Origin of the sequence: Rhodococcus sp. LB1, assembly GCF_001583455.1 — a bacterium.
Classification (GTDB): Bacteria; Actinomycetota; Actinomycetes; order Mycobacteriales; family Mycobacteriaceae; genus Rhodococcus_F; species Rhodococcus_F opacus.
The window spans coordinates 1-19745 of sequence record NZ_LTCZ01000080.1 but is presented as its reverse complement, the minus strand read 5'-3'; the positions used below and the strand labels follow the sequence as shown (position 1 = coordinate 19745).

At 68.9% G+C, this 19745-nt stretch carries 21 protein-coding genes and 1 pseudogene; 13 read left to right on the top strand and 9 right to left on the bottom strand.

Annotated features, from left to right (window positions below):
- The first annotated feature begins 75 nt into the window (after positions 1–75).
- From AZG88_RS14510 to AZG88_RS14495, 4 genes are all read left to right on the top strand, one after another.
- Entirely contained in the window at positions 76–762 is a 687-nt protein-coding gene (locus tag AZG88_RS14510; RefSeq protein ID WP_005246329.1) for an SDR family NAD(P)-dependent oxidoreductase, read from the top strand.
- 75 nt (positions 763–837) lie between these two features.
- The gene (locus AZG88_RS14505) at positions 838–3195 is read left to right on the top strand and encodes an ATP-binding protein (protein ID WP_061045194.1); all 2358 of its coding nucleotides are present in this window, start codon (positions 838–840) and stop codon (positions 3193–3195) included.
- 275 nt (positions 3196–3470) lie between these two features.
- The gene (locus AZG88_RS14500; protein ID WP_025432597.1) at positions 3471–3860 is read left to right on the top strand and encodes a Zn-ribbon domain-containing OB-fold protein; all 390 of its coding nucleotides are present in this window, start codon (positions 3471–3473) and stop codon (positions 3858–3860) included.
- A 5-nt stretch (positions 3861–3865) separates the two neighbouring features.
- Complete coding sequence (locus tag AZG88_RS14495) at positions 3866–4186, top strand: hypothetical protein (RefSeq protein WP_005246323.1); 321 nt, start codon at positions 3866–3868, stop codon at positions 4184–4186.
- Between the two features lie 10 nt (positions 4187–4196).
- Here AZG88_RS14495 and AZG88_RS14490 read toward each other — a convergent pair whose 3' ends face one another.
- The 3 genes from AZG88_RS14490 to AZG88_RS14480 are packed head-to-tail and all read right to left on the bottom strand — an operon-like array spanning position 4197 to position 7806.
- The gene (locus tag AZG88_RS14490) at positions 4197–6293 is read right to left on the bottom strand and encodes a xanthine dehydrogenase family protein molybdopterin-binding subunit (protein ID WP_005246311.1); all 2097 of its coding nucleotides are present in this window, start codon (positions 6291–6293) and stop codon (positions 4197–4199) included.
- Entirely contained in the window at positions 6290–7282 is a 993-nt protein-coding gene (locus AZG88_RS14485) for an FAD binding domain-containing protein (protein WP_061698084.1), read from the bottom strand. Before AZG88_RS14485 ends, AZG88_RS14490 begins: the two co-directional genes overlap by 4 nt.
- Positions 7279–7806 (bottom strand): 2Fe-2S iron-sulfur cluster-binding protein, encoded by a 528-nt coding sequence (locus AZG88_RS14480; protein ID WP_061698083.1) that lies wholly within the window; start codon positions 7804–7806, stop codon positions 7279–7281. The genes AZG88_RS14485 and AZG88_RS14480 overlap by 4 nt, the downstream gene beginning before the upstream one ends.
- A 125-nt stretch (positions 7807–7931) precedes the next feature.
- Between AZG88_RS14480 and AZG88_RS14475 the strand changes: the two genes are divergently transcribed.
- The 4 genes from AZG88_RS14475 to AZG88_RS14460 are packed head-to-tail and all read left to right on the top strand — an operon-like array spanning position 7932 to position 10946.
- Positions 7932–8597 (top strand): glycosyltransferase, encoded by a 666-nt coding sequence (locus AZG88_RS14475; RefSeq protein WP_061045190.1) that lies wholly within the window; start codon positions 7932–7934, stop codon positions 8595–8597.
- A complete protein-coding gene (locus tag AZG88_RS14470) occupies positions 8594–9559 on the top strand; it encodes an acyl-CoA dehydrogenase family protein (protein WP_061698082.1) in 966 nt (321 codons plus the stop codon). The genes AZG88_RS14475 and AZG88_RS14470 overlap by 4 nt, the downstream gene beginning before the upstream one ends.
- Before the next feature lie 2 nt (positions 9560–9561).
- The gene (locus AZG88_RS14465) at positions 9562–10335 is read left to right on the top strand and encodes a PIG-L deacetylase family protein (RefSeq protein ID WP_061698081.1); all 774 of its coding nucleotides are present in this window, start codon (positions 9562–9564) and stop codon (positions 10333–10335) included.
- A complete protein-coding gene (locus tag AZG88_RS14460; protein WP_061698080.1) occupies positions 10329–10946 on the top strand; it encodes a class I SAM-dependent DNA methyltransferase in 618 nt (205 codons plus the stop codon). Before AZG88_RS14465 ends, AZG88_RS14460 begins: the two co-directional genes overlap by 7 nt.
- Positions 10947–10959: 13 nt before the next feature.
- On the opposite strand, the gene phoU is transcribed toward AZG88_RS14460, so the two are convergent.
- Positions 10960–11607, bottom strand: coding sequence for a phosphate signaling complex protein PhoU (gene phoU / locus AZG88_RS14455; RefSeq protein WP_005246296.1), 648 nt, complete (start codon positions 11605–11607; stop codon positions 10960–10962).
- A gap of 39 nt (positions 11608–11646) precedes the next feature.
- The gene (locus tag AZG88_RS14450; RefSeq protein WP_005246295.1) at positions 11647–11916 is read right to left on the bottom strand and encodes a DUF4235 domain-containing protein; all 270 of its coding nucleotides are present in this window, start codon (positions 11914–11916) and stop codon (positions 11647–11649) included.
- A gap of 133 nt (positions 11917–12049) precedes the next feature.
- Between AZG88_RS14450 and AZG88_RS14445 the strand changes: the two genes are divergently transcribed.
- Together AZG88_RS14445 and AZG88_RS14440 are read left to right on the top strand one after the other, a co-directional pair.
- Positions 12050–13372, top strand: a complete 1323-nt coding sequence (locus AZG88_RS14445; RefSeq protein WP_061698088.1) for an NAD(P)/FAD-dependent oxidoreductase — start codon at positions 12050–12052, stop codon at positions 13370–13372.
- A 42-nt stretch (positions 13373–13414) separates the two neighbouring features.
- Positions 13415–13633: a hypothetical protein gene (locus tag AZG88_RS14440; protein WP_061698087.1), complete on the top strand. Its 219-nt coding sequence runs from the start codon at positions 13415–13417 to the stop codon at positions 13631–13633.
- Here the strand turns inward: AZG88_RS14440 and AZG88_RS14435 are convergent.
- Positions 13630–14319, bottom strand: a complete 690-nt coding sequence (locus tag AZG88_RS14435; protein WP_061698079.1) for an HAD family hydrolase — start codon at positions 14317–14319, stop codon at positions 13630–13632. The genes AZG88_RS14440 and AZG88_RS14435 overlap by 4 nt on opposite strands.
- Positions 14320–14431: 112 nt before the next feature.
- Here AZG88_RS14435 and AZG88_RS14430 point away from each other — a divergent pair, with 112 nt between their 5' ends.
- Positions 14432–14875, top strand: a complete 444-nt coding sequence (locus AZG88_RS14430; RefSeq protein WP_025432592.1) for an SRPBCC family protein — start codon at positions 14432–14434, stop codon at positions 14873–14875.
- A gap of 4 nt (positions 14876–14879) precedes the next feature.
- The gene (locus tag AZG88_RS14425) at positions 14880–16493 is read left to right on the top strand and encodes a phytoene desaturase family protein (protein WP_061045185.1); all 1614 of its coding nucleotides are present in this window, start codon (positions 14880–14882) and stop codon (positions 16491–16493) included.
- On the opposite strand, the gene AZG88_RS14420 is transcribed toward AZG88_RS14425, so the two are convergent.
- Entirely contained in the window at positions 16490–16900 is a 411-nt protein-coding gene (locus tag AZG88_RS14420) for an NYN domain-containing protein (protein WP_005246270.1), read from the bottom strand. The two genes, AZG88_RS14425 and AZG88_RS14420, sit on opposite strands and share 4 nt — an antisense overlap.
- Before the next feature lie 76 nt (positions 16901–16976).
- Here AZG88_RS14420 and AZG88_RS14415 point away from each other — a divergent pair, with 76 nt between their 5' ends.
- Complete coding sequence (locus AZG88_RS14415) at positions 16977–17960, top strand: magnesium transporter CorA family protein (RefSeq protein ID WP_005246268.1); 984 nt, start codon at positions 16977–16979, stop codon at positions 17958–17960.
- A gap of 558 nt (positions 17961–18518) precedes the next feature.
- On the opposite strand, the gene AZG88_RS14410 is transcribed toward AZG88_RS14415, so the two are convergent.
- On the bottom strand, positions 18519–19664 hold the full coding sequence (locus tag AZG88_RS14410; protein ID WP_025432590.1) for an RNA polymerase sigma factor: 1146 nt from the start codon (positions 19662–19664) through the stop codon (positions 18519–18521).
- 6 nt (positions 19665–19670) lie between these two features.
- Positions 19671–19745: pseudogene (locus tag AZG88_RS55545) on the bottom strand (YciI family protein); the annotation flags it as partial.

Below are 19745 nucleotides of genomic sequence, written 5' to 3'. Positions count from 1 at the left end.
CCGGATTGTGTTCTGCCCGTACACAGTCCGATAGTTGAGCGTTTGAGCAGATCTACCAGGGGGTATTCCGAAGTCATGCACCCCAGCACACGCACCGCAGTCGTGACGGGATCGGACTCGCCGATGGGCCGAGCGGTCGCACTGGCGCTCGCGGACGACGGCTTCCATATCGGCCTCGCCTACGCCGCGGACCGGGACAGCGCCGAATCCACCGCCGCCGACGTCCGGTCCAGATCGGTGAACGCAGCCGTGCAGCGCATGGATCTGGCCGACCTGCCCGACTCCGCGGCCGCCGTCGACGAGTTCGCCCGGGAATTGGGCGGAATCGGCGTTCTCGTCAGCTGCCCCGGCAGTACCGCCGTCGAGTGCATCCAGCGCGCCGTGCGTTACATGATCGCGGGCGGGGAGGGCGGCCGGATCGTCAACATCACCCCCTCGTCGTCGGGGCTCGGCGGAGTCACCGGCCTCCTCGCCGCCGAACTGGCGCGATACTCGATCACCGTCAACTCGGTCGTGGTGCCCGCAGTCGAACCGGACTTCGCATCGCTCGGCCCCGACGACCGGGAAGTCGCCGCCGTCGCGTCGTATCTGACCGCGCCGGCCGCAATGTTCGTCACCGGGGCCGCCTACGTGGTCGACGGCGCCCGGATCGCCATGATCCCGCACAGCCTGACCGAGGCCGCCACTCGGCGGCCGGCCCGCCGCGCCAACCGCATCCGGTCCTACACCGGTCGCTGGGCGCCCACCCGCTGGACGCGGTGATCCGGTTCGCGGGGCCCCGAGACTCGCGGACCCGCAGCCGAAAGCGTCGTTGCCGCCGCGCACCGGGAGTACCGTGTGCGCAGGGGGCTGCGAGTCGAGAGTGACGGTGTGATGCCGGCGGCAGTGAAGGGCACAGTGGGAAACCTGCCCCACGAACTGACGAGTTTCGTCGGCCGTCGCCGTGAGGTGACCGAGGCGCGACGTCTGCTGTCCGTGTCACGTCTGGTGACACTCGCCGGGATCGGCGGTGTCGGGAAGACCCGGCTGGCGTTGCGGGTGGCCGCCGATGCGAGCCGCGCATTCGAGGACGGCGTGTGGCTGGTCGAGCTGGGGGAGCTCGACGACGACACGACACTCGTCGACGCCGTGTCGGCGGCACTGCGACTGCGCGAGCAGCGCTCCGGGAACCCGGAGGTGCTGCTGACCGAGTACCTCGCCACCCGGCAACTGCTGCTGGTGCTCGACAACTGCGAGCACGTGGTCGCCGCGGCCGCCGCGTTGTCGGAGACGTTGTTGCGGAGCTGCCCGGAGTTACGGATCCTCGCGACGAGCCGCGAACCGCTGGCCATCGGCGGCGAGGCGGTACTGCGGGTGCCGCCGCTGACGGTGCCCGAACCCGAACGCTCGTCCCTGCAGGGCCTGCCGCAGTACGAGGCGGTGACGTTGTTCGTCGAGCGGGCGGCCACAGCGGTGCCGGAGTTCGAACTCACCGAGGACAACCATGTGGCGGTCGCCCGGATCTGCCGCCGGCTGGACGGGTTGCCGTTGGCGATCGAGCTGGCGGCGGTGCGGCTGCGGGTGATGTCGGCGGAACAAATCCTGCAGCGGCTGACCGACCGCTACCGGTTGCTGACGGTCGGATCGCGGGGCGCGCCGAGCCGGCAGCAGACCCTGCGGCTGTGCGTCGACTGGAGTCACGAGCTGTGTACCGAGGAGGAACGCGAGCTGTGGGCGAGGCTGTCGGTGTTCGCCGGCGGCTTCGAACTGGACGCGGTGGAGGGAATCTGCGCCGGCGACCTGCCGGTGGAGAACGTCCTCGACGTGGTGGCGTCGTTGCTCGACAAATCGATCCTGATCCGTGAGGAGTCGGGGCCGGCGGTGCGGTACCACCTGCTCGAGACGGTGCGCGACTACGGTCGCGAGAAACTGCAGGAGACCGGGGAATACGTGTCGCTGCGCCGGCGGCACCGCGACTGGTACGAGCAGCTGGTGGTGCGGTGCGAGGCCGAGTGGATCGGACCCCGGCAGGTGATGTGGATCAGCCGGCTCGACGCGGAGACGCTGAACGTGCGGGCGGCCCTCCATTTCTGCCTGACCGAGCCGGGGGAGGCCCAGACGGGGCTGCGGATCGCCGCCGCCCTGTACCCGTACTGGCGCGCCCGCGGACTGCTCCGCGAGGGTCGCCGGTGGCTCGGACAGCTGCTGGGACGGCACCCGGGCGGCGCGAGCCGCGAACGGATCGAGGCGCTGTACGTCGACAGTGTGCTCGCGGGCATGCACGGCGACCGTGAGGCCGCGAAAGCACTGGTCGACGAGGGCGCCGTCCTCGCCGAGAGGAACGGTGACACGCTGATGCGTGCCCTGGTGGTCCATGCCGCCGGCTGCTGCGCCATGTTCGCCGGGGACCTCCCGCGCGCACGGGCATGCTTCGAAGATGCGCTCGCCGAATTTCGTGACAAGGGCAATCGGCTCCAATTGACGTGGGGACTGCTCGGGTTGGCGCTGGTGAGCGGCATGCAGGGCGACGGGGCAGTGGCGAAGATGTGCGGGTCCGAGATCTTCGCCCTGACCGAGGCCCACGGCGAGTCCGTGTACCGGGGCTGGTCGCTGTGGGCGGCGGGAATGGCGGCGTGGCAACGCGGGCACCTCGCCCTCGCCGACGACTACGTGAAGCAGGGGCTGCGGCTCTCGCATCTGGTCGACGACCGGATCAGCGCCTGCGGGGCACTCGAGGTGCTCGCCTGGGTCGCCGTCGGCTCCGGCCGGGCCCAGCAGGCCGCCGAACTGATGGGCGCCGCGGAGGCCGTCGCGCAGACCGTCGGCAACCCCAGCACCGTCTACCCCAACCTGCTCGTCCACCACGCGGAATGCGAGCAGCAGGCACGCGCCGTGATCGGGGACCGCGCGTTCGACGCCGCCTTCGACCACGGTATGCACACGTCGTTCGACGATGCGGTCGCCTACGCGCTCGACGAGCAGCGGCCGGAGGCGGTGTCGGCGTCGAACGGGGCGACGCACCTGACCCGACGCGAATGGCAGGTCGCCGAACTGGTCGCCGACGGGCTCACCAACAAGGCGATCGCGGCCCGGCTGGTGATCTCGCAGCGCACGGCGCAGGGGCATGTCGAGCACATTCTCGCGAAACTGGGTTTCAACTCGCGAACCCAGATCGCGGCGTGGATCGTCGAACACGCACAGGACCCGCACCCCTGACCGGGCACCTGCACGGGACGAAATAGGTATGTCCCCGGGTCGTTCAGCCGCTGTACTTCGCCGCCGCGGACGGGATGCTCGTACGCGTCCCCCCAATCCGGCTCCAGACCGAGGCCCCCGATGTCCACTGAACCCCGAACACACCGAAAGCCCGACCCCCAACTTCCACGGCCCCCGATTCTCTGTCGGGCGCACACCGACCGGTGTCTTGTGTGGATCGGGGGAAACCGAATGGCAGACGATGTGGTGGGGCAGGAACTCACGGGGGTGACGGCGTGACCACGGACGGCATGACCCGCTGGCAGGGACTCGCCCAGAAATGCGAACTGATGATCCAACGCTGCCTCAACTGCACGACCCTGCTCGCGCCGTTGATGGCCACCTGCTCCGCTTGTCAGGGTTCGAACCTCGAGCGGGTCCCGTCGTGCGGCATCGGATCGATCGTGTCCTCGAAGGTGGTCCACCGTGAGGTGAACGAGGTGGACCGTGGTCTCGTCCCGTGCACGATCGCGATCGTCGAACTCGACGAGGGGCCGTGGGTCTACACCTGGATCGACGGCGACGTCCCGGCACCGTCCGACTGTCCGGTTCGCGTCGAGTTCCGCCCCGCGTCGAGGGCGGAACAGTTGCCGGTGTTCGCGGTCCGCTCCGCCGGTCAGCGGTGATCGGCGTGACGACACAGACCGCGGACGAACCGGAGGAAGCGTTCGGCACCGAGTGGCTGCGCCTGGCGCTTCGCCGGTGCGATCTGCTCGCGCAGATGCACTCGGTGAGCTCGGATGCCCGGTGGATGATCAGCTTCGCGATCCAGTGGGCACCGTTCGGTGGTGCCAGCGCGGCGGAACTGCTGGAGCGATTCGGTGTCAGCCGCCGACGCTTCATGGAACTCGTACTCGAGGGACTCGCACCGAAATCCACCGATGTCCAGAAGATCCGTGCGATGAAAAGTCACCTGCGCACGTCCCTCGCGCAGGCGTGGGACGTGCGGTAGTCCCGGTCGATCACCCGGGCAGCAGATCGTCCAGGTGGATCGGCACCTTCCGGACCCGGACCCCGGTGGCGTGACGAACAGCGTTCGCCACCGCGGCCGCGGCCCCGACGATGCCGATCTCACCGACGCCCTTCGATCCCATCGGGTTGGCGTGCTCGTCGACGTCGTCGAGGCACACCGCGTCGAGGTACCTGATGTCGGCGTGCGTGCTGACGTGATAGGAGGCAAGGTCCTGGGTGACGACGTGACCGAACCGGGGGTCGTTCACACTGCTCTCGTGCAACGCCATCGAGATCCCCATCGCCATACCGCCGAGGAGTTGCGACCGAACCGTGCGGGCGTTGATCACCCGGCCGATCGCGAACACCCCGAGCATGCGTTCGACGCGGATCTCGCAGGAGTCCCGGTGGACGTGCGCCTCCACGAAGTGGGCACCGAACGAGTGGAGCGCGAACTTCTCGGCGTCGGGGTTGTCGGGCGTCCCCGCACTCGTCTCCGCGCCCGGGGCGGGGGACGTGCCGTGCTCGTCCCGGAACGACCGGGCCGCCGCGACGATCGCACTGCCCCAGGAACTGGTACCCGTGGAGCCGCCTGCGACGGTCGCCGACGGAAAATTCGTGTCGCCGATCTGCAGGACGATCGCGTCGAGGGGACAGCCCAGCGCGTCGGCCGCGATCTGCGTGAGCGCGGTCCATGCGCCGGTACCGATGTCGACCGACCCGATCTGTACGGTGTACGTGCCGTCGGATTCGTACACGATCCGGGCAACCGACCCCGGTGACGTGTTCGCGGGATACGTTGCGGACGCGACGCCCATCCCCACCTGCCACTCGGAATCCGACCGGGCCGACGCCGTCGCGTTGCGGTCCGCCCACCCGAAACGCCGGGCGCCCTCCCTCAGGCAGTCGGTGAGGCGCCGCCCCGACCAGGGGCGGCCCGTACTCGGGTCGACCCCGGGTTCGTTGCGGATCCGCAGTTCGATCGGGTCGAGTCCGCAGGCCTCGGCCAGTTCGTCCATCGCCACTTCGGCCGCGAACATGCCCGGGGTCTCGCCGGGGGCACGCATCCAGGAGGGGGCGGGCACGTCGAGGGACGCGAGACGATGGGTGGTGTACCGGGTGCCCGCGGAGTACATCAGCCGCGACGGGACCGCCGCCTGTTCGGCGAATTCCTTGATCTTCGCGGACTGCACGATCGCCTCGTGGGCGAGCGCGGTCAGCCGGCCGTCCTCATCCGCCCCGAGCCGGATGTGCTGCACCGTCGGCGTGCGATACGCGGAGAGGGCGAACATCTGCTGCCGGGTGAGCGCGAACTTCACCGGCCGGCCTTCCACCCGCTGCGCCGCCATCACCACGAGCACGTCGTGCGCGTGCGGCAGACCCTTGGAGCCGAAGCCGCCGCCGACGTACGGGGCGATCACCCGCATCTGCTCGACTTCGAGTCCGAACAGCGGTGCCAGCGTCTGCCGCACGGAGTGGACACCCTGCGTCGAATCGTGCAGCGTCAGAACCGGTCCGCTGCCGCCCGGGGTCCACCGGGCGATGGCGGCGTGCGGTTCCATCGGATTGTTGTGTTCCATCGCGGTGGAGTACACCTGATCGACCGTGACAGCGGCGGCGGCCAGTGCCGCGTCGACGTCGCCGTCCTCGGTGTCGGTCGGGAACCCCGCATTCACGTCCTCGGGGGCGTAGAGATCGTCTCGGCCGGAATGGAAGTCGGTGTCGTGGGATTCCACGTCGTAGTCGACGCGCACGAGGCTCGCGCCGTGCCGGGCGACTTCCGGTGTCTCCGCGACCACCGCACCCACGAATTGGCCGCGGAAGTGGACCTGGGGGTCCTGCAGGATCGCGAGTTCCCCGTCCGAGGTGTCCGCGAGGCGGGGCGCATCGAAGACCGTCAGGACCGCGAGCACCCCGTCCAGGGCTTCTGCGTCGGCCGCGTGCATCGCCGTGACCCGGCCGCGTCCGATCGTCGACAGGATCGGATGCAGATACGTCGGCTCCTCCACGGGGTGCTCGAACGCGTACAACGCCGTACCGGTCACCTTGTCGTGGGCGTCCAGCCGTTCGGCGGAGGTTCCGATCACCTTCGGATCGACGAGCGTCATCGGCGCGCCTCCTCGGCGAGTGAACGAAGTACCGACGCGAGTATCCGCCGGGTCAGTGCGACCTTGAATTCGTTCCCCGGAAGCGGTTGTGCCGGCGCGAGTTCCGCTGCAGCAGCCTCGGCGAACGTGTCCTCCGTGGCCGGCGACCCGACGAGGACCTCCTCGGCGAGCGTGGCGCGCCAGGGCCGGTGCGCGACCCCGCCGAGAGCGACCCGGGCCGACGTGATCGACGCATCCCCGATCGTCAGCTCGGCGGCCACCGACACCAGCGCGAACGCGAAGGAGGCACGGTCGCGCACCTTCCGGTACGCGGACCGGTTCCCGTCAGGCGGCGGGGGCAGCTCCACGGCGGTCACGAGGTCGCCGTGCGCGAGGACGGTGTCGTGGTCGGGCCGGTCTCCGGGAAGCCGGTAGAACTCGCTCAGCGGGATTCGCCGCTCACCGTCGGCACTGCGCACCACCACGACACCGTCGAGCGCCGTCATCGCGACCGCCATGTCGGACGGGTGCACGGCGACGCAGTGCTCCGACGCACCGAGAATGGCGTGGTAGCGCACGTAACCGCCGATCGCGGAACACCCGGTGCCGGGCTCCCGTTTGTTGCACGGCGTCGTGACGTCCTGGAAGTACGCGCAGCGAGTCCGCTGAAGCAGATTTCCCGCCGTGGTCGCGACGTTGCGCAGTTGTCCCGACGCACCGGAGAGGAGCGCGCGCGACAGCATCGGGTACCGGGCGCGGACGACGTCGTGCGCGGCGAGATCGCTGTTGCGGACGGCCGCCCCGATCCGGAGCCCGCCGTCCGGAAGTTCGACGACGTCGTCGAGGGGGAGACGGCTCACATCGACGAGGAGATGCGGGTGCGCGACCCCCAGCTTCATGTGGTCGACGAGGTTGGTCCCGCCGGCGAGGAACGACGCCCGCGGGTCACCCGTGACCGTGGCGACGGCACTGTCGACGTCGGTGGCCCGCTCGTAATCGAAGGGAATCACGCCTCCGCCGCCTGCCGGATCGCCGCAAGGATGTTCGGGTACGCGCCGCACCGGCAGAGGTTTCCGCTCATCCGCTCCCGTATCTCGTCGTCGGTGAGTTCGGGCGGAGCGGTCAGGTTCTCGGTGACGGCGCTCGGGTGCAGGGCAAGGAACTCGTCGAACATCCCGATCGCCGAACAGATCTGACCGGGCGTGCAGTACCCGCATTGCAGTCCGTCCTGCTCGACGAACGCTTGCTGAACGGAATGCAGCACGTCGCCGTCGGCCAGTCCGTGTGCGGTGACGACGCGGTCACCGTCATGGGCGACAGCGAACGTGAGGCAGGACGTGGCCCGTCTGCCGTCGAGGAGGACGGTGCACGAGCCGCACTGCCCGTGATCGCAACCCTTCTTCGGTGCGGTCACCCCGAGATGCTCGCGGAGCGCGTCGAGCAGCGTCGTGCGGGTGTCGACTTCGAGGGTCCGTTCCTCACCGTCCACGGTGAGGGTGACCTTCCGATAGCGGGGGCTGTCCGCGACCTTCATGGCGGGAGGTTACCCGCGGTGACGGATCCCGAATCAGTCTCGGCGGTGCCACGGCTGTGGTTCCCCTGACGACGGACTGGGTACTTGCTGAACCCGGAAACAGTGAGTGATCAGGAAGGGACGTCATGCGCGTCGAGCACATCACGGTGGTCGTGCCCGCCCACGACGAGGAAGCGCTGTTGCCGCGTTGTCTGGAGGGGGTGCGGGCCGCTGCCGGGGCGGTGTCCGTGCCGGTCACGACGGTGGTGGTGCTCGACGGGTGCACCGATGGCAGCGAAGCCGTCGTCCGCAGGGCGGACGTCGACGTCGTGGTCCTGGGTGCGCGGAACGTCGGCGCGGCCCGGCGTGCGGGTTTCGACTCGGTCGCCCCGCGCCCACACGAGTGGTTCGCCACGACGGACGCGGACTCGCGCGTCCCCGCGCACTGGTTGTCGTCCCACCTGCAGCACGCGAGTCGTGGGGCGCAGTTGGTGGCGGGCACGGTGGCGGTCACCGACTGGTCGGGGTGGCCCGACCATGTCCGGTCGCGGTACGGCAGCGCCTACCGGTCCGGCGCCGCCCATGGGCACGTGCACGGCGCGTCGCTGGGATTCTCCGCGGATCTGTATCGGGCGGTGGGAGGTTTTGCCGCACTGCCCGCGCACGAGGACGTGGATCTGGTGCAGCGGATGGTCGGGCGGGGAGCGAACGTGGTGTGGAGTATCGACGCCCCGGTGGAGACGTCGGCGCGCGTCGGGGCCCGAGCCCCGCAGGGGTTCGCCACGTACCTCGAGGGATTGCGGGACCGATGAGCGCCGACGTGACCCAGAACAGCAGCCCCACCGCCGCCGCAGTGCGGGCGATCATCCGTTCGGGGGACGCGGAACTGCCGCTGCCCGGCGGCGGGTCGACCGCAGCCCGATGGGCGCGGCTGACGCAGTGGTGCCGCCACGACCTCTCGGTCGGACGGCTCCTCGAGGCACACGCAGACGCGGACGCGATCCTCGCCGAAGTCGACGGGACCCGCGCCGGCCGGAACGAGTTCTGGGGTGTGTGGGCCAGCGAGCCACCGCACCCCGTGCTGGACGCGTCCCACGACGCGGCCGGGTGGCGCCTGCGGGGGACGAAGGCATGGTGCTCCGGGGCGTCGATGTGCACGCATGCCCTGGTCACGGCGCGAGTCGGGGAGCAACCCCGGCTGTTCGCCGTCGACCTGCGGGAACCGAGGGTCGCGGCGGGCCACGGAGGCTGGCGGAATCCGGGGATGGCGGCGACCGACACCGAATCGGTGACGTTCGACGGCGTTCCCGCGCGACCGATCGGCGCGCCCGACGAGTACCTCGACCGTCCCGGGTTCTGGCACGGCGGCATCGGGGTCGCGGCGTGCTGGTTCGGGGGCGCGCTCGCCGTCGCCGAACCGCTGCGGGTGCGAGCCCGGAGTGGCCGCGCGGACAGTCACCAGCTCGCGCACCTCGGCGCGATCGACGTCGCCGTCAGCGCGGCCCGATGGGCGTTCGAGGCCGCGGCCGGGGAGGTGGATGCGAGTCCCCTCGATCGGAGGTCCGCCCAGACGCGCGCGTTCCGGGTGCGGGCGCTGATCGAGCGGACCGCGAGCGACGTGATCGACCGCGTCGGCCGCGCGCTCGGCGCCGCGCCCCTCGCGACGGACGCCGGCCATGCCCGCAATGTCGCGGACCTACTCGTGTACATCCGGCAATCCCACGCCGAGCGCGATCTCGCGGCACTCGGCGCACTTGTCGCGGGGGAGGACTGACAGTGGACAACGCCACCAGATTCCGGGAGATCCCGGTGGCCGCGCGCGGCACACCGGAGGACGAATGGCAGCCGTGGCTGGCGTCCACCCCCTTCCTGCCGGCTCCACTCGCGGAGTGCGACCGGTTGGTCGTCGTCGCACCACATCCCGACGACGAGGTACTCGGTGTGGGCGCGCTGATGGCCACCGCCGCGGCCGCCGGTATTCCCGTCATGGTGGTGGCGGTGACGGACGGTGCGGCGTCCCACCCCGACTCGCCGACGCTGACGCCCGACGCGTTGGCCGCCGCACGGATCGCGGAATCGAACCAGGCGACAGCACTGCTGGGTATCGGCGAACCACTGCGACTCGGAATACCGGACGGCGCGGTGAGCGCGCACGAGCACGAACTCATCACCCGCCTCGTCGACGTGCTCACCGCGACCTCCGGAGAAGGGGAGAGGGTGTGGGTGCTCGCCACCTGGCGAGGCGACGGCCATCCCGATCACGAAGCCACCGGAAGAGCTGCGGCAGAAGCATGTTCGATGACCGGTCACCGCCTGGTGGAGTATCCGGTCTGGATGTGGCACTGGGCACGGCCGGCCGATCCGGCGGTGCCCTGGAACCGGATACGCGTCCTGACCCCGGCCGCGGAGATCCTGGCACGCAAACGCCGTGCCGTCGACGAATTCCGCACCCAGATCCTCCCGTTGTCCGAGGATCCGCGGGACGCCGCGATCCTCCCGCCGTGGGTGCTCGCGAGACTGATGCGGACAACGGAATGGGTGCTGTGGTGAGCGCGATGGATCCCGGCTACTTCGAAACGATGTATGCCGAATCGGCGGACCCGTGGGGCTTCGACGAACGATGGTACGAGCGCCGCAAGTACGCGCTCACTCTCGCGGTCCTGCCCCGCCCGCACTATCGGCGGGCGTTCGAACCAGGGTGCTCGATCGGCGTGCTCACGGCGCACTTGGCACGACGCTGCGACCGGGTCGTCGCAACGGACGTGGTTCCCCGTGCGCTGGAGAGCGCACGGGACCGTCTGCGGCGCGAAGGAGTGGCCGACCGGGTGGAACTCGGCCGGGCATCGCTGCTCGACCCGTGGCCACCCGGCGCTTTCGACCTCGTGATGCTCAGTGAGGTGCTGTACTACCTCACCCCCGCCGACCTCGCGACCACGCTGGGACGTGCCGTCGATGCCCTGGAACAGGGCGGCACCCTCGTGGCGGTCCACTGGCAGCATCCGGTACCCGAGTATCCGCAGACCGGCCGGGCGGTGCACGAGACGGTCGCGGCGACCGACGGCCTCCACCGTGCCGGGGCGTATCGGGACGCGGACTTCCGCCTCGACGTCTACACCCGGGGTCCGGTGCCCTCGGTGGCCGCGGAGGAAGGGTTGAGCTGACCGGGCGTCGCCCTCATTGTTCGGGCAGGCTGCCGGTCTCGAGGAAGATGACGCGCCTGCCGATCTCGACCGTGTGGTCGCAGAACCGCTCGTAGAAGCGGCCGAGCAGGGTGATGTCGACGGCCGACTGGACACCGTGCGGCCAGTCCTCGGCCTGGGTGATCGTGAACAGGCTCCGATGGAGATCGTCCATCGCCTCGTCCGCCGTCAGCAATCCGCGGGCGCGCTCGGGATCCCGATATTGCAGCACCTGCTCGGTTTCCTTCGCCTGCGCGACGGCGACGGCGCCCATCTCGGTGAACACCTCCAGGACCTCGTCGGGAACGACGTGGTCGGGATGCCGTCGGCGGGCAATCTTCGCGATGTGCACCGCGAGACCGCCCATGCGGTGCAGATCCGCGGAAATGTGGAGGCCTCCGACCATGAATCGGAGGTCGTGCGCGACCGGTGCCTGCAGCGCCAGCAGGGCGAAGGCGCGCTTCTCCCAGTGCGCCGCGGCATCGTCGAGCTCGCCGCTCACGTCGATCACGTGCTCGGCGAGCTCGAGGTCTGCCTGCAGCAGTGCGTCGCTCGCCTCCGACATCGCGGTAACGGACAGCCGGCACATGGAGGCGAGATCGCCGGACAGGCTGTCGAGGTTTTCCGCGAAACGTGTACGCATCGGCTCAGCCTAAGGGTGTTCTGTGACAACTGCCTCGATCTACCTGGGGTCGGCGTGGGCCAGTTTCCGGTACCCCCGCGCGCCCGCGCGGTCGACCGCCGCCTTGACCAGGCCGAATACGGTGCCCTGCACGGCCGCCGCGATCAGCACCTCGCGGGTGCTGCGTGAGAGATCCTTGGGGTCGGGAGCCTCGGATTCGCCGGCGACACGCTTCCACACCTGACCGAAAACCGCACTGGCCGCGATTCCGCCGGCGACACTCGCGGCCAGCGCCAACGGTTTGTACATTGCCTTCGATACGGCACTCATGTTCCCGCCCTTCGCATTCGATCCCGTCGATCGCTCTCGGTACGGCGAGTACCCGTATTCGCCGTCCTCACACCGCGACGCCGCGACGCCGGTGATTGTTTCGTTCGAGGCCAGGGTGGGGACAGTGTTCTGTATGACCCACGAATCAGCTGGAGAACCAACTCGCATCGTCTTGGTGGGAAGCGGCTTCGCCGGATTCGAATGCGCACGCGCTCTCGCGCGGCGCCTCCGGGGGACCGATGCCCGCATCACCATGATCGCGCCACACGACTACATGCTGTACACCCCGCTCCTGCCGGAGGTGGCGGGCGGAATCCTGGACGCTCGGTTCGTCACCGTTCCTCTGTCCGAGGCGCTGCCGCACGTCGAACTGGTGAAGGGCAGCGTCGATTCCGTCGACTTCGGAGCCCGCACCGTGCACGTGACCGACTGCGAGCAGGGCGTCGAGGACGTGGCCTGGGACCGGCTGGTGCTCACCCCCGGATCGGTGACCCGCCTGTTCGACATTCCCGGGCTCGCCGAGCACGCGAGGGGGCTGAAGACGCCGGCCGAGGCGCTGTACTTCCGCGACCAGCTTCTCACCCAGATCGAACTCGCCGAGCGGGACACCGACCCTTCGGTCGCCGACGCCCGCCGGACGGTCGTCGTGGTGGGTGCGTCCTACGCGGGCACGGAACTCACCGCACAGCTGCGCGCCCTCGCCGACGAAGCGGCCGCGCGGCGAAACCTCGACCCCGCGAAGATCCGTTTCCTGCTGCTCGACGCCGCCGACACGGTGATGCCGGAGGTGGGGGAGAAGCTGGGCGGCAAGGTGCTGGACGTGCTGCGTTCCCGCGGCATCGACGTGCGCCTGGAAACCACCCTCGCAGAACTCGGACCCGAACATGTCACGCTCGACGACGGCACCGTGATCCCGACCCGCACCGTCGCCTGGGTGACGGGAGTGACCGCCGGCCCCCTCATCGACACGCTCGGATTACCCACCGAGAAGGGGAGGTTGACGGTGCGCCCCGACCTCTCGGTGGACGGGCATCCCGACGTCTTCGCGGGCGGCGACGCCGCGGCTGTTCCCGATCCGAAGAACAGCGGATCGGTCACCCCTCCCACCGCCCAGCACGCCGTCCGGCAAGGACAGGCCCTGGCCCGCAACGTCGCGGCAAGCCTGGGCGTCGGCGACCCGAAACCGTACAGCCATCGCGACATGGGCCTGGTCGTCGATCTCGGCCCGGGGTTCGCCGTCGCGAACCCCCTCGGCATCCAGCTGTCGGGGTTCCTCGCGAAGGTGGTCACGCGCGCCTACCACCTCTACGCGATGCCGAACGCCGCCAATCGCTGGGCGGTCGCTCTCGCCTACCTCACCGATCTGCTCTTCCCCCGCCCACTCGTGTCGATCGGGCTGGTCACCGATTCGGAATCACGGTTCGCGGCCGGCGAGGGCGTCGGAGCACAGTCGTGAAACCACGGCGTTTTTCGGCACGACGCAACGAAAGGAAAGATGATGACTGAGAGTAAGAAGGAATTCGTCGCACTTCGCCTCGACGAGGTGATCCACGAATGGGAGGCGGACGCGCCTGCCGGAGGTTCGGGATCCGCGGGGCCGTTGGTCACAGCGCAGCGCCATCGGGCCGAGATAGACTCCGCGACCGACGAGCGTGTCGACGAGATCGCGCAGACGTATCCCGGGATCGCGCAGGCGTGGTCGTCGCGCGGAGCCTAGGACACCAGCAGTTTCGCCAGCGGACTGGACTCGAGGTTGTCCAGTAGGTCCTGTGCGTCCTCGAACACCGCCGCCGCGCCGGCCTCCGTCAAGTCGGCGCGGGAAATACCCCCGCTGAGGAGACCGACGAAGGTGACACCGGCCCGGGACGCCGCCTTGCCGTCCCACACAGCGTCGCCCACCATCACCGCAGTGTCCGAGGACGTGGACGAGCGGTCCATCGCTGCGCGAACCACTCCGGGATCCGGTTTGGCGTGATCGACGTCCTCGGACGACGTGGTGTGCGCAATGTACGAGTCGACCGACAGGATCTCCCGCAACACGTCCAGCTCCTCCTCGGGGGCGGAGGTGGCGAGGACGACCTGCACACCGCGCCCGTGCAGTTCGCGGATCAGTGCCCGGGCACCGCGCAGCGGCCGCATGCTGTCCCGCGCACCGAGGTAATACGTCTTGTGGAGGTCCTTCGCGCGGTCCCCGAGCGTGTCCGCGTGGTCGCCGAGTAGCGATTCCAGAAGAAGTGACGAATCGAGTCCGATCGCGCGATGCACCCGCCATGCGTCCACGTCGTGCCCGACTTCCCGGAACGCCCGTTGCCATGCTCGGACATGCAGATAGTTGGAGTCGACCAGGGTGCCGTCGACGTCGAACAGCGCTGCTCTGACGGCGGTGGAGGATTCCGAAGACATAGGCTCGAGCAAACCACAGTGCCCGGTCCGTGGCGACCATTGCGTAGCTCACGTTTTCGATCCGGGGTACGTGGGTAAGCGCAGGGAGTCCGTGAGGTACTCGTTCGAGGGAGTGGTCGTCATCGAGGCACATTGCGACACGTCGGCTTCGGCTTCGGACGTGTGGTCCGTTCTCGCCAACGGGTGGCTGTACCCGTCTTGGGTGGTCGGAGCGTCACGCATGCGTGCCGTCTCCGCCGACTGGCCCGCCGTAGGAAGTCGTTTGCACCATTCCGTCGGCGCTTGGCCCGCGTTGATCGACGACTCCACCGAGGTCCTCTTCGCCGAAGAGAATCGTGAACTTCGGCTGCTGGCCCAGGTGACGCCCACGAAGGCTGTTGTGCGACTGCGACTGGAGCCGCGTGGATCCGGCTGCCACCTCCAGATGTCCGAGGCCGCCGCCTCCGTACCGCTGAAGTGGGTTCCGCGGACGGCGCAGGACCTCGCGGTCCTCCCGCGAAATCTGGAGTGCCTGCGCCGGCTCTCGTTCCTCGCCGAGCGAAAAACGAAACCCTGACGCCGTGACAGTGCGGACAGTCGACGCCGTCGTCATCGGAGCCGGGCCCAACGGTCTCGCCGCGACGGCCACCCTGGCGGAGGCCGGCTGGGATGTCGTCCTCCTCGAACAGCAACCGGAACCGGGGGGCGCCGTCAGGTCGGCCGAACTCTTCCCGGGTTTCCGTACCGACCTGTTCAGTGCGTTCTATCCCCTGGCGGCGGTGTCGCCGGCGATCCGGCACCTCGACCTCGAGGGTGTGGGTCTGCGATGGAGTCAGGCACCCGCCGCGGTCGGGCACCCCAGGCACCCCGACGACGACGATGCCCCGCTGATCCGCCGGGACCCAACTGACACAGCGGCCGACCTCGAGCGCAGGCAACCAGGGGACGGGCAGGCGTGGCTCCGGCTCTTCGAGCAGTGGAAGGACGTCAAGGAACCTTTCCTCGACACCCTGTTCAGCCCGTTTCCCCCCGTCCGCGGACCACGACGACTGCTGTCGCAGCTCGGCACCGCGGAGGCCCTCCGGCTCGTGCGTTTCCTGATGCTGCCCGCACGCCGGATGACGCACGAGCTGTTCGACGGGGAATCCGCCCGGGTGTTGTTGCTGGGCAACGCAATGCACGCCGACACGCCGGTCGATTCACCGGGCAGCGGAGTCATGGGATATCTCCTGACCATGCTCGCGCAGGACGACGGGTACGTCGTCCCGGTCGGCGGGGCCGGCGCCCTCTCCGCCGCGATGGCGGAACGAGGGAGACGGAACGGCGCAGAAATTCGTTGCGGCGAGGAGGTGACGTCGATCGAGGTCACCGGGGGAGTGGCGACAGAGGTTCGGACTGCGGGCGGCGACCGCTATCTGACAAGACGCGCGGTGCTCGCGGATGTCTCGGCGCCCGCACTGTACGGACGGTTGCTGGATTCCTCCGTGGTCCCGGCGGGCGTCCGAGCAGACCTGGAGAAGTTCGAATGGGATACCCCCGTCGTCAAGGTGAACTACGCACTCGACCGCAAGATTCCGTGGCGCTCGCGGAGCCTCGAATCTGCCGGAACCGTGCATCTGGGCGCCGACGACAACGGACTGGTTCGGTGGATGGCCGACCTGACCACAGGCGTGATCCCGACACACCCCTTCCTGTTGTTCGGTCAGATGACGACGTCCGACCCCAGCCGTTCGCCCGAAGGAACCGAAAGCGCCTGGGCCTACACCCATCTGCCGCGGGGAATCACGGACGACGAGTCGGCCGAGTTGCTGGCCCATCGGGTGGACGCGATGCTCGAATCGCACGCGCCGGGATTCGCCGAGCGGGTGGTCGGGCGGAACGTGCAGCGTCCGGGCGACCTCGAGGCGAGCAACGCGAACCTGCACGGCGGCGCCGTCAACGGCGGCACCGCCCAGCTGTACCAGCAGCTCGTCTTCCGCCCGACCCCGGGTTCGTCCGGGCCCGACACGTCGATCGACCGGCTGTACCTGGCGAGCTCGGCCACCCATCCGGGCGGCGGTGTCCACGGTATGTGTGGATACAACGCGGCCCGTGCCGCGCTGGCCGACCACGGACGGTGGGGGTTGGTGCGGAGGAAGGTCCGCGGCCGCATCCTCGACCTCGTGGTCACCGACGGTGAGCGGCGGGACTGCTAGGAGTCGATACGGTCCAGGAGCCAGCGCGGACCGAACGTGTGGGCCCCGAGCGCCTCGACTCGGTTGCGGAGTCCCCGGTCTGCGGTGACGACGATGATCGGCCGGTCGCCGTCCGCCTCGGCGGCTGCGGCCACCACGTCGACGATCGTGTCGTCGCCCGAACCGTCCGCCGATACCACCTGCAGGCCCTCGAATTCCGCGCCCGTCGCACCGGTGACGGCGGCCTTCGCCGCGCCCTCGAGGACGACCACCACCTCGGCGGGCCGATCCAGGTGCTGTTCGAAAGTGGCGAGCTCGGCGAGCAATCGTCGGGCCGCGCCGGCACGATCACGCCACCAACCGTCGGGTCGCGAGCCGACGACGTTCGCAGCATCCACCACAACCAGCACAGTCCTGTCGTCAGCCACGTGCTCAGTCTCCTCTCTCGTCTCTGCTCGCAGTGCTATGACAGAGGTGACGGTCCGTCGTGGCGAGGAGGCCGATATGGATATCCGCTTCATCTCCCGTGACGGTGTGCGTTCGTGTGCGGTGACCGAACTGAGGGAGTTGCTCGACCGCCCCGACGGGTTGGTCTGGGTGGATGTCCCGACCTGGGACGATCAGGCGGACGACGCATTGACCACGATTTTCGGCTTTCACCCTCTCGCCGTGCGGGATTCGATGAACCGCAATCAGGTGCCGAAGGTGCACAGATATGTGGACCACTTCTTCGTCGTCCTGCACGCGCCGCAGTCGGGAGCGCACGGACACGTGCATTACGTCGAACTGGACCAGTTCATCGGCAGCCGGTACCTGGTGACGGTGCACGGCCCGGTAAATCCCGCTATCGATCCCTCGACCGCAATGGTCGAGGTGAATGCGGTACTGGGCCGGCTGGAGTCGGGGAAGTTGCAGCCGGTCACCGGGTTCGAATTGTCGTTCGCGTTGCTCGCCGCGTTGACGGCTCGGATGCGGGCGTACACCGCCGAGTTGACCAAGGACGTGTGGAAGCTCGAGCAACAGGTGACCGGCGGGCACCTCGGCAACCCGGAAACTTTTCTCGACGAGATGTTCCGGGTGCGACACGGTCTGCTCACGGTCGGCACCATGGCCGCGTTGAGCCGAGAGGTCTACGGCCGAATGGTCACCATCGAGGCGTTCGGCACCGGCAAGGGGCAGGATCTCCTGCTCGACGCGGTCGACCAGTTCCAGCATCTGACCGTGATGGCCAAGGGCCAGAAGGACTACCTCCAGGGCACGATCGAGTTCTACCAGGCACGCACGAACACCAAGATGACCATCGCCGCCGAGCGACTCGCCGTCATCGCGGCCGTCACGTTGCCGATCACTGCCCTGTCCTCGATCCTCGGCATGAATGTGATCGTGAACGAACGGACGCAATGGCTCTCGGTCGCCGCGATCGTGCTCGTGATGCTCGCCATGTCCGGGGCACTCCTCGTCTGGGCGAAGCGCAAAGGCTGGTTCTGAAGTCCGTTCACCGGGGGAGTGGGGGACTCGGCGGCAGGGCAGTACGTGGGATCCCCACCGTGTGTGTCCTCTCTGCATGAGAGTCGGCAACGCCGCATCAGGCCCTCAGATCCAGACGCAGCTGACTCGGACGCGGACGGAACGCACTGATTACCCGAATTCTGGCGTAGCTATTTCACGGAACCGGGGTAGTGGCACTACCACTGGCAACTCCCGACCTCAGTCACAACCGGTTCCCATTGCTCGGACGCTGGGGATCAGCCCGATGCCAGGGTGGGGGAGAGGGCCCGGCGGGCCGGCCGAGCGGTCACGGGGGAGTGGAACACATCGGCCGACACTCAGGCACTCAGGGGACAACTGGATCGCGAATCGCGCAACCGCTGGTCGTTGCCGCTCAATCTTCATCCCTGACGAGGATATGACTCGGCCCGCGACGGAACACCCTGATTTACAGAATATCACCGTAGTCACGTGAGCAGAAACCAACCGTACCCACCACGCCCACCAAAGTTCCTCTCCACAACCCATCACCACAGCAACAGGCACATACAACGCGGCTCAACTGCGCAGCTGCGTGTTGAGCCGCGCGGCCTGTCGGGTGAGGTGGTCGCGTTCGGGGAGGTTGGGCGCCGACCGGGCAGCTTCGCCGTAGAGCCGCGCTGCGGTCACCGGGTCACCGTCGCGCTCGTGTAGGTACGCCGCGGCCGCGGAGTACCTGGGCAGGGTGGGGTCGAGCCCAGCAAGGGCCGCCAGGCCTGCCCTCGGGCCGTCTGCCTCGCCGACCGCGACGGCGCGGTTGAGGCGGGCCACCGGGCTGTCGGTGAGGCGGACAAGTTCGTCGTACCACTCGACGATCTGCACCCAGTCGGTCTCCTCGGCCTTCTGGGCGTCGGCGTGGAGCGCAGCGATGGCGGCTTGGGCTTGGAACTCGCCCAGTCGGTCGCGGGTGAGGGCTGCCTGGAGCACGACGACGCCCTCGGCGATCAGGCGGGTATTCCACAGGCTGCGGTCCTGCTCGGCAAGTGGCACGAGGCTGCCGTCGGTGCGGGTCCGTGCCGGGCGCCGGGCGTGGTGGAGCAGCATGAGCGCGAGCAGGCCCGCGACCTCCTCATGGTTGGTTTTGGCCGCCAGTTGGCGGGTGAGCCGGATCGCCTCGGCGGCGAGATCGACGTCACCGGAATAGCCCTCGTTGAAGACCAGGTAGAGCACGCGCAGCACCGTGGCGACGTCGCCGTGCTGGTCGAACCGGACGCTCGAGACGGTCCGTTTGGCCCTGCTGATCCGCTGTGCCATGGTCGACTCGGGCACGAGGAAGGCCTGCGCGATCTGACGCGTGGTCAGGCCGCCGACGGCGCGCAGCGTGAGCGCGACGGCCGAGGCCGGTGTCAGGGACGGGTGCGCGCACAGGAAATACAGCTGGAGTGTGTCGTCCACCGCCTCGCCCGGGCCGGGTACGGGCTCTGAGTCGACGAGCACCTCACGGTGTCGACGGGAGCTATCGGCGCGGGTCGCGTCGAGGAACTTGCGCCAGGCCACGGTGACCAGCCAGCCCTTGGGGTCCCGCGGGGGGTTGTCCGGCCACGCGCGCACGGCCTCGATCAGGGCGTCCTGCACGGCGTCCTCGGCCGCTCCGAAGTCGGCTCCGCGGCGGACGAGGACGCCGATCACGGTGGGGGTGAGGGTCCGCAGAAGGTCGTCGTCCACTGTGCGTCACTCCGTGACGGTCGGGTGCGCGGCCAGGAACGGGCGCACCTCGAGCCATTCATGGATCGGCTTGCCACCCGC

What these genes read in the sequence shown, in the direction of transcription:
- AZG88_RS14510 (WP_005246329.1), top strand. Translation starts at nt 76, where the DNA reads ATGCACCCCAGCACACGCACCGCAGTCGTGACGGGATCGGACTCGCCG.
- AZG88_RS14490 (WP_005246311.1), bottom strand. Translation starts at nt 6,293, where the DNA reads ATGACGCTCGTCGATCCGAAGGTGATCGGAACCTCCGCCGAACGGCTG.
- AZG88_RS14480 (WP_061698083.1), bottom strand. Translation starts at nt 7,806, where the DNA reads ATGAAGGTCGCGGACAGCCCCCGCTATCGGAAGGTCACCCTCACCGTG.
- AZG88_RS14475 (WP_061045190.1), top strand. Translation starts at nt 7,932, where the DNA reads ATGCGCGTCGAGCACATCACGGTGGTCGTGCCCGCCCACGACGAGGAA.
- AZG88_RS14470 (WP_061698082.1), top strand. Translation starts at nt 8,594, where the DNA reads ATGAGCGCCGACGTGACCCAGAACAGCAGCCCCACCGCCGCCGCAGTG.
- phoU (WP_005246296.1), bottom strand. Translation starts at nt 11,607, where the DNA reads ATGCGTACACGTTTCGCGGAAAACCTCGACAGCCTGTCCGGCGATCTC.
- AZG88_RS14450 (WP_005246295.1), bottom strand. Translation starts at nt 11,916, where the DNA reads ATGAGTGCCGTATCGAAGGCAATGTACAAACCGTTGGCGCTGGCCGCG.
- AZG88_RS14445 (WP_061698088.1), top strand. Translation starts at nt 12,050, where the DNA reads ATGACCCACGAATCAGCTGGAGAACCAACTCGCATCGTCTTGGTGGGA.
- AZG88_RS14440 (WP_061698087.1), top strand. Translation starts at nt 13,415, where the DNA reads ATGACTGAGAGTAAGAAGGAATTCGTCGCACTTCGCCTCGACGAGGTG.
- AZG88_RS14435 (WP_061698079.1), bottom strand. Translation starts at nt 14,319, where the DNA reads ATGTCTTCGGAATCCTCCACCGCCGTCAGAGCAGCGCTGTTCGACGTC.
- AZG88_RS14415 (WP_005246268.1), top strand. Translation starts at nt 16,977, where the DNA reads ATGGATATCCGCTTCATCTCCCGTGACGGTGTGCGTTCGTGTGCGGTG.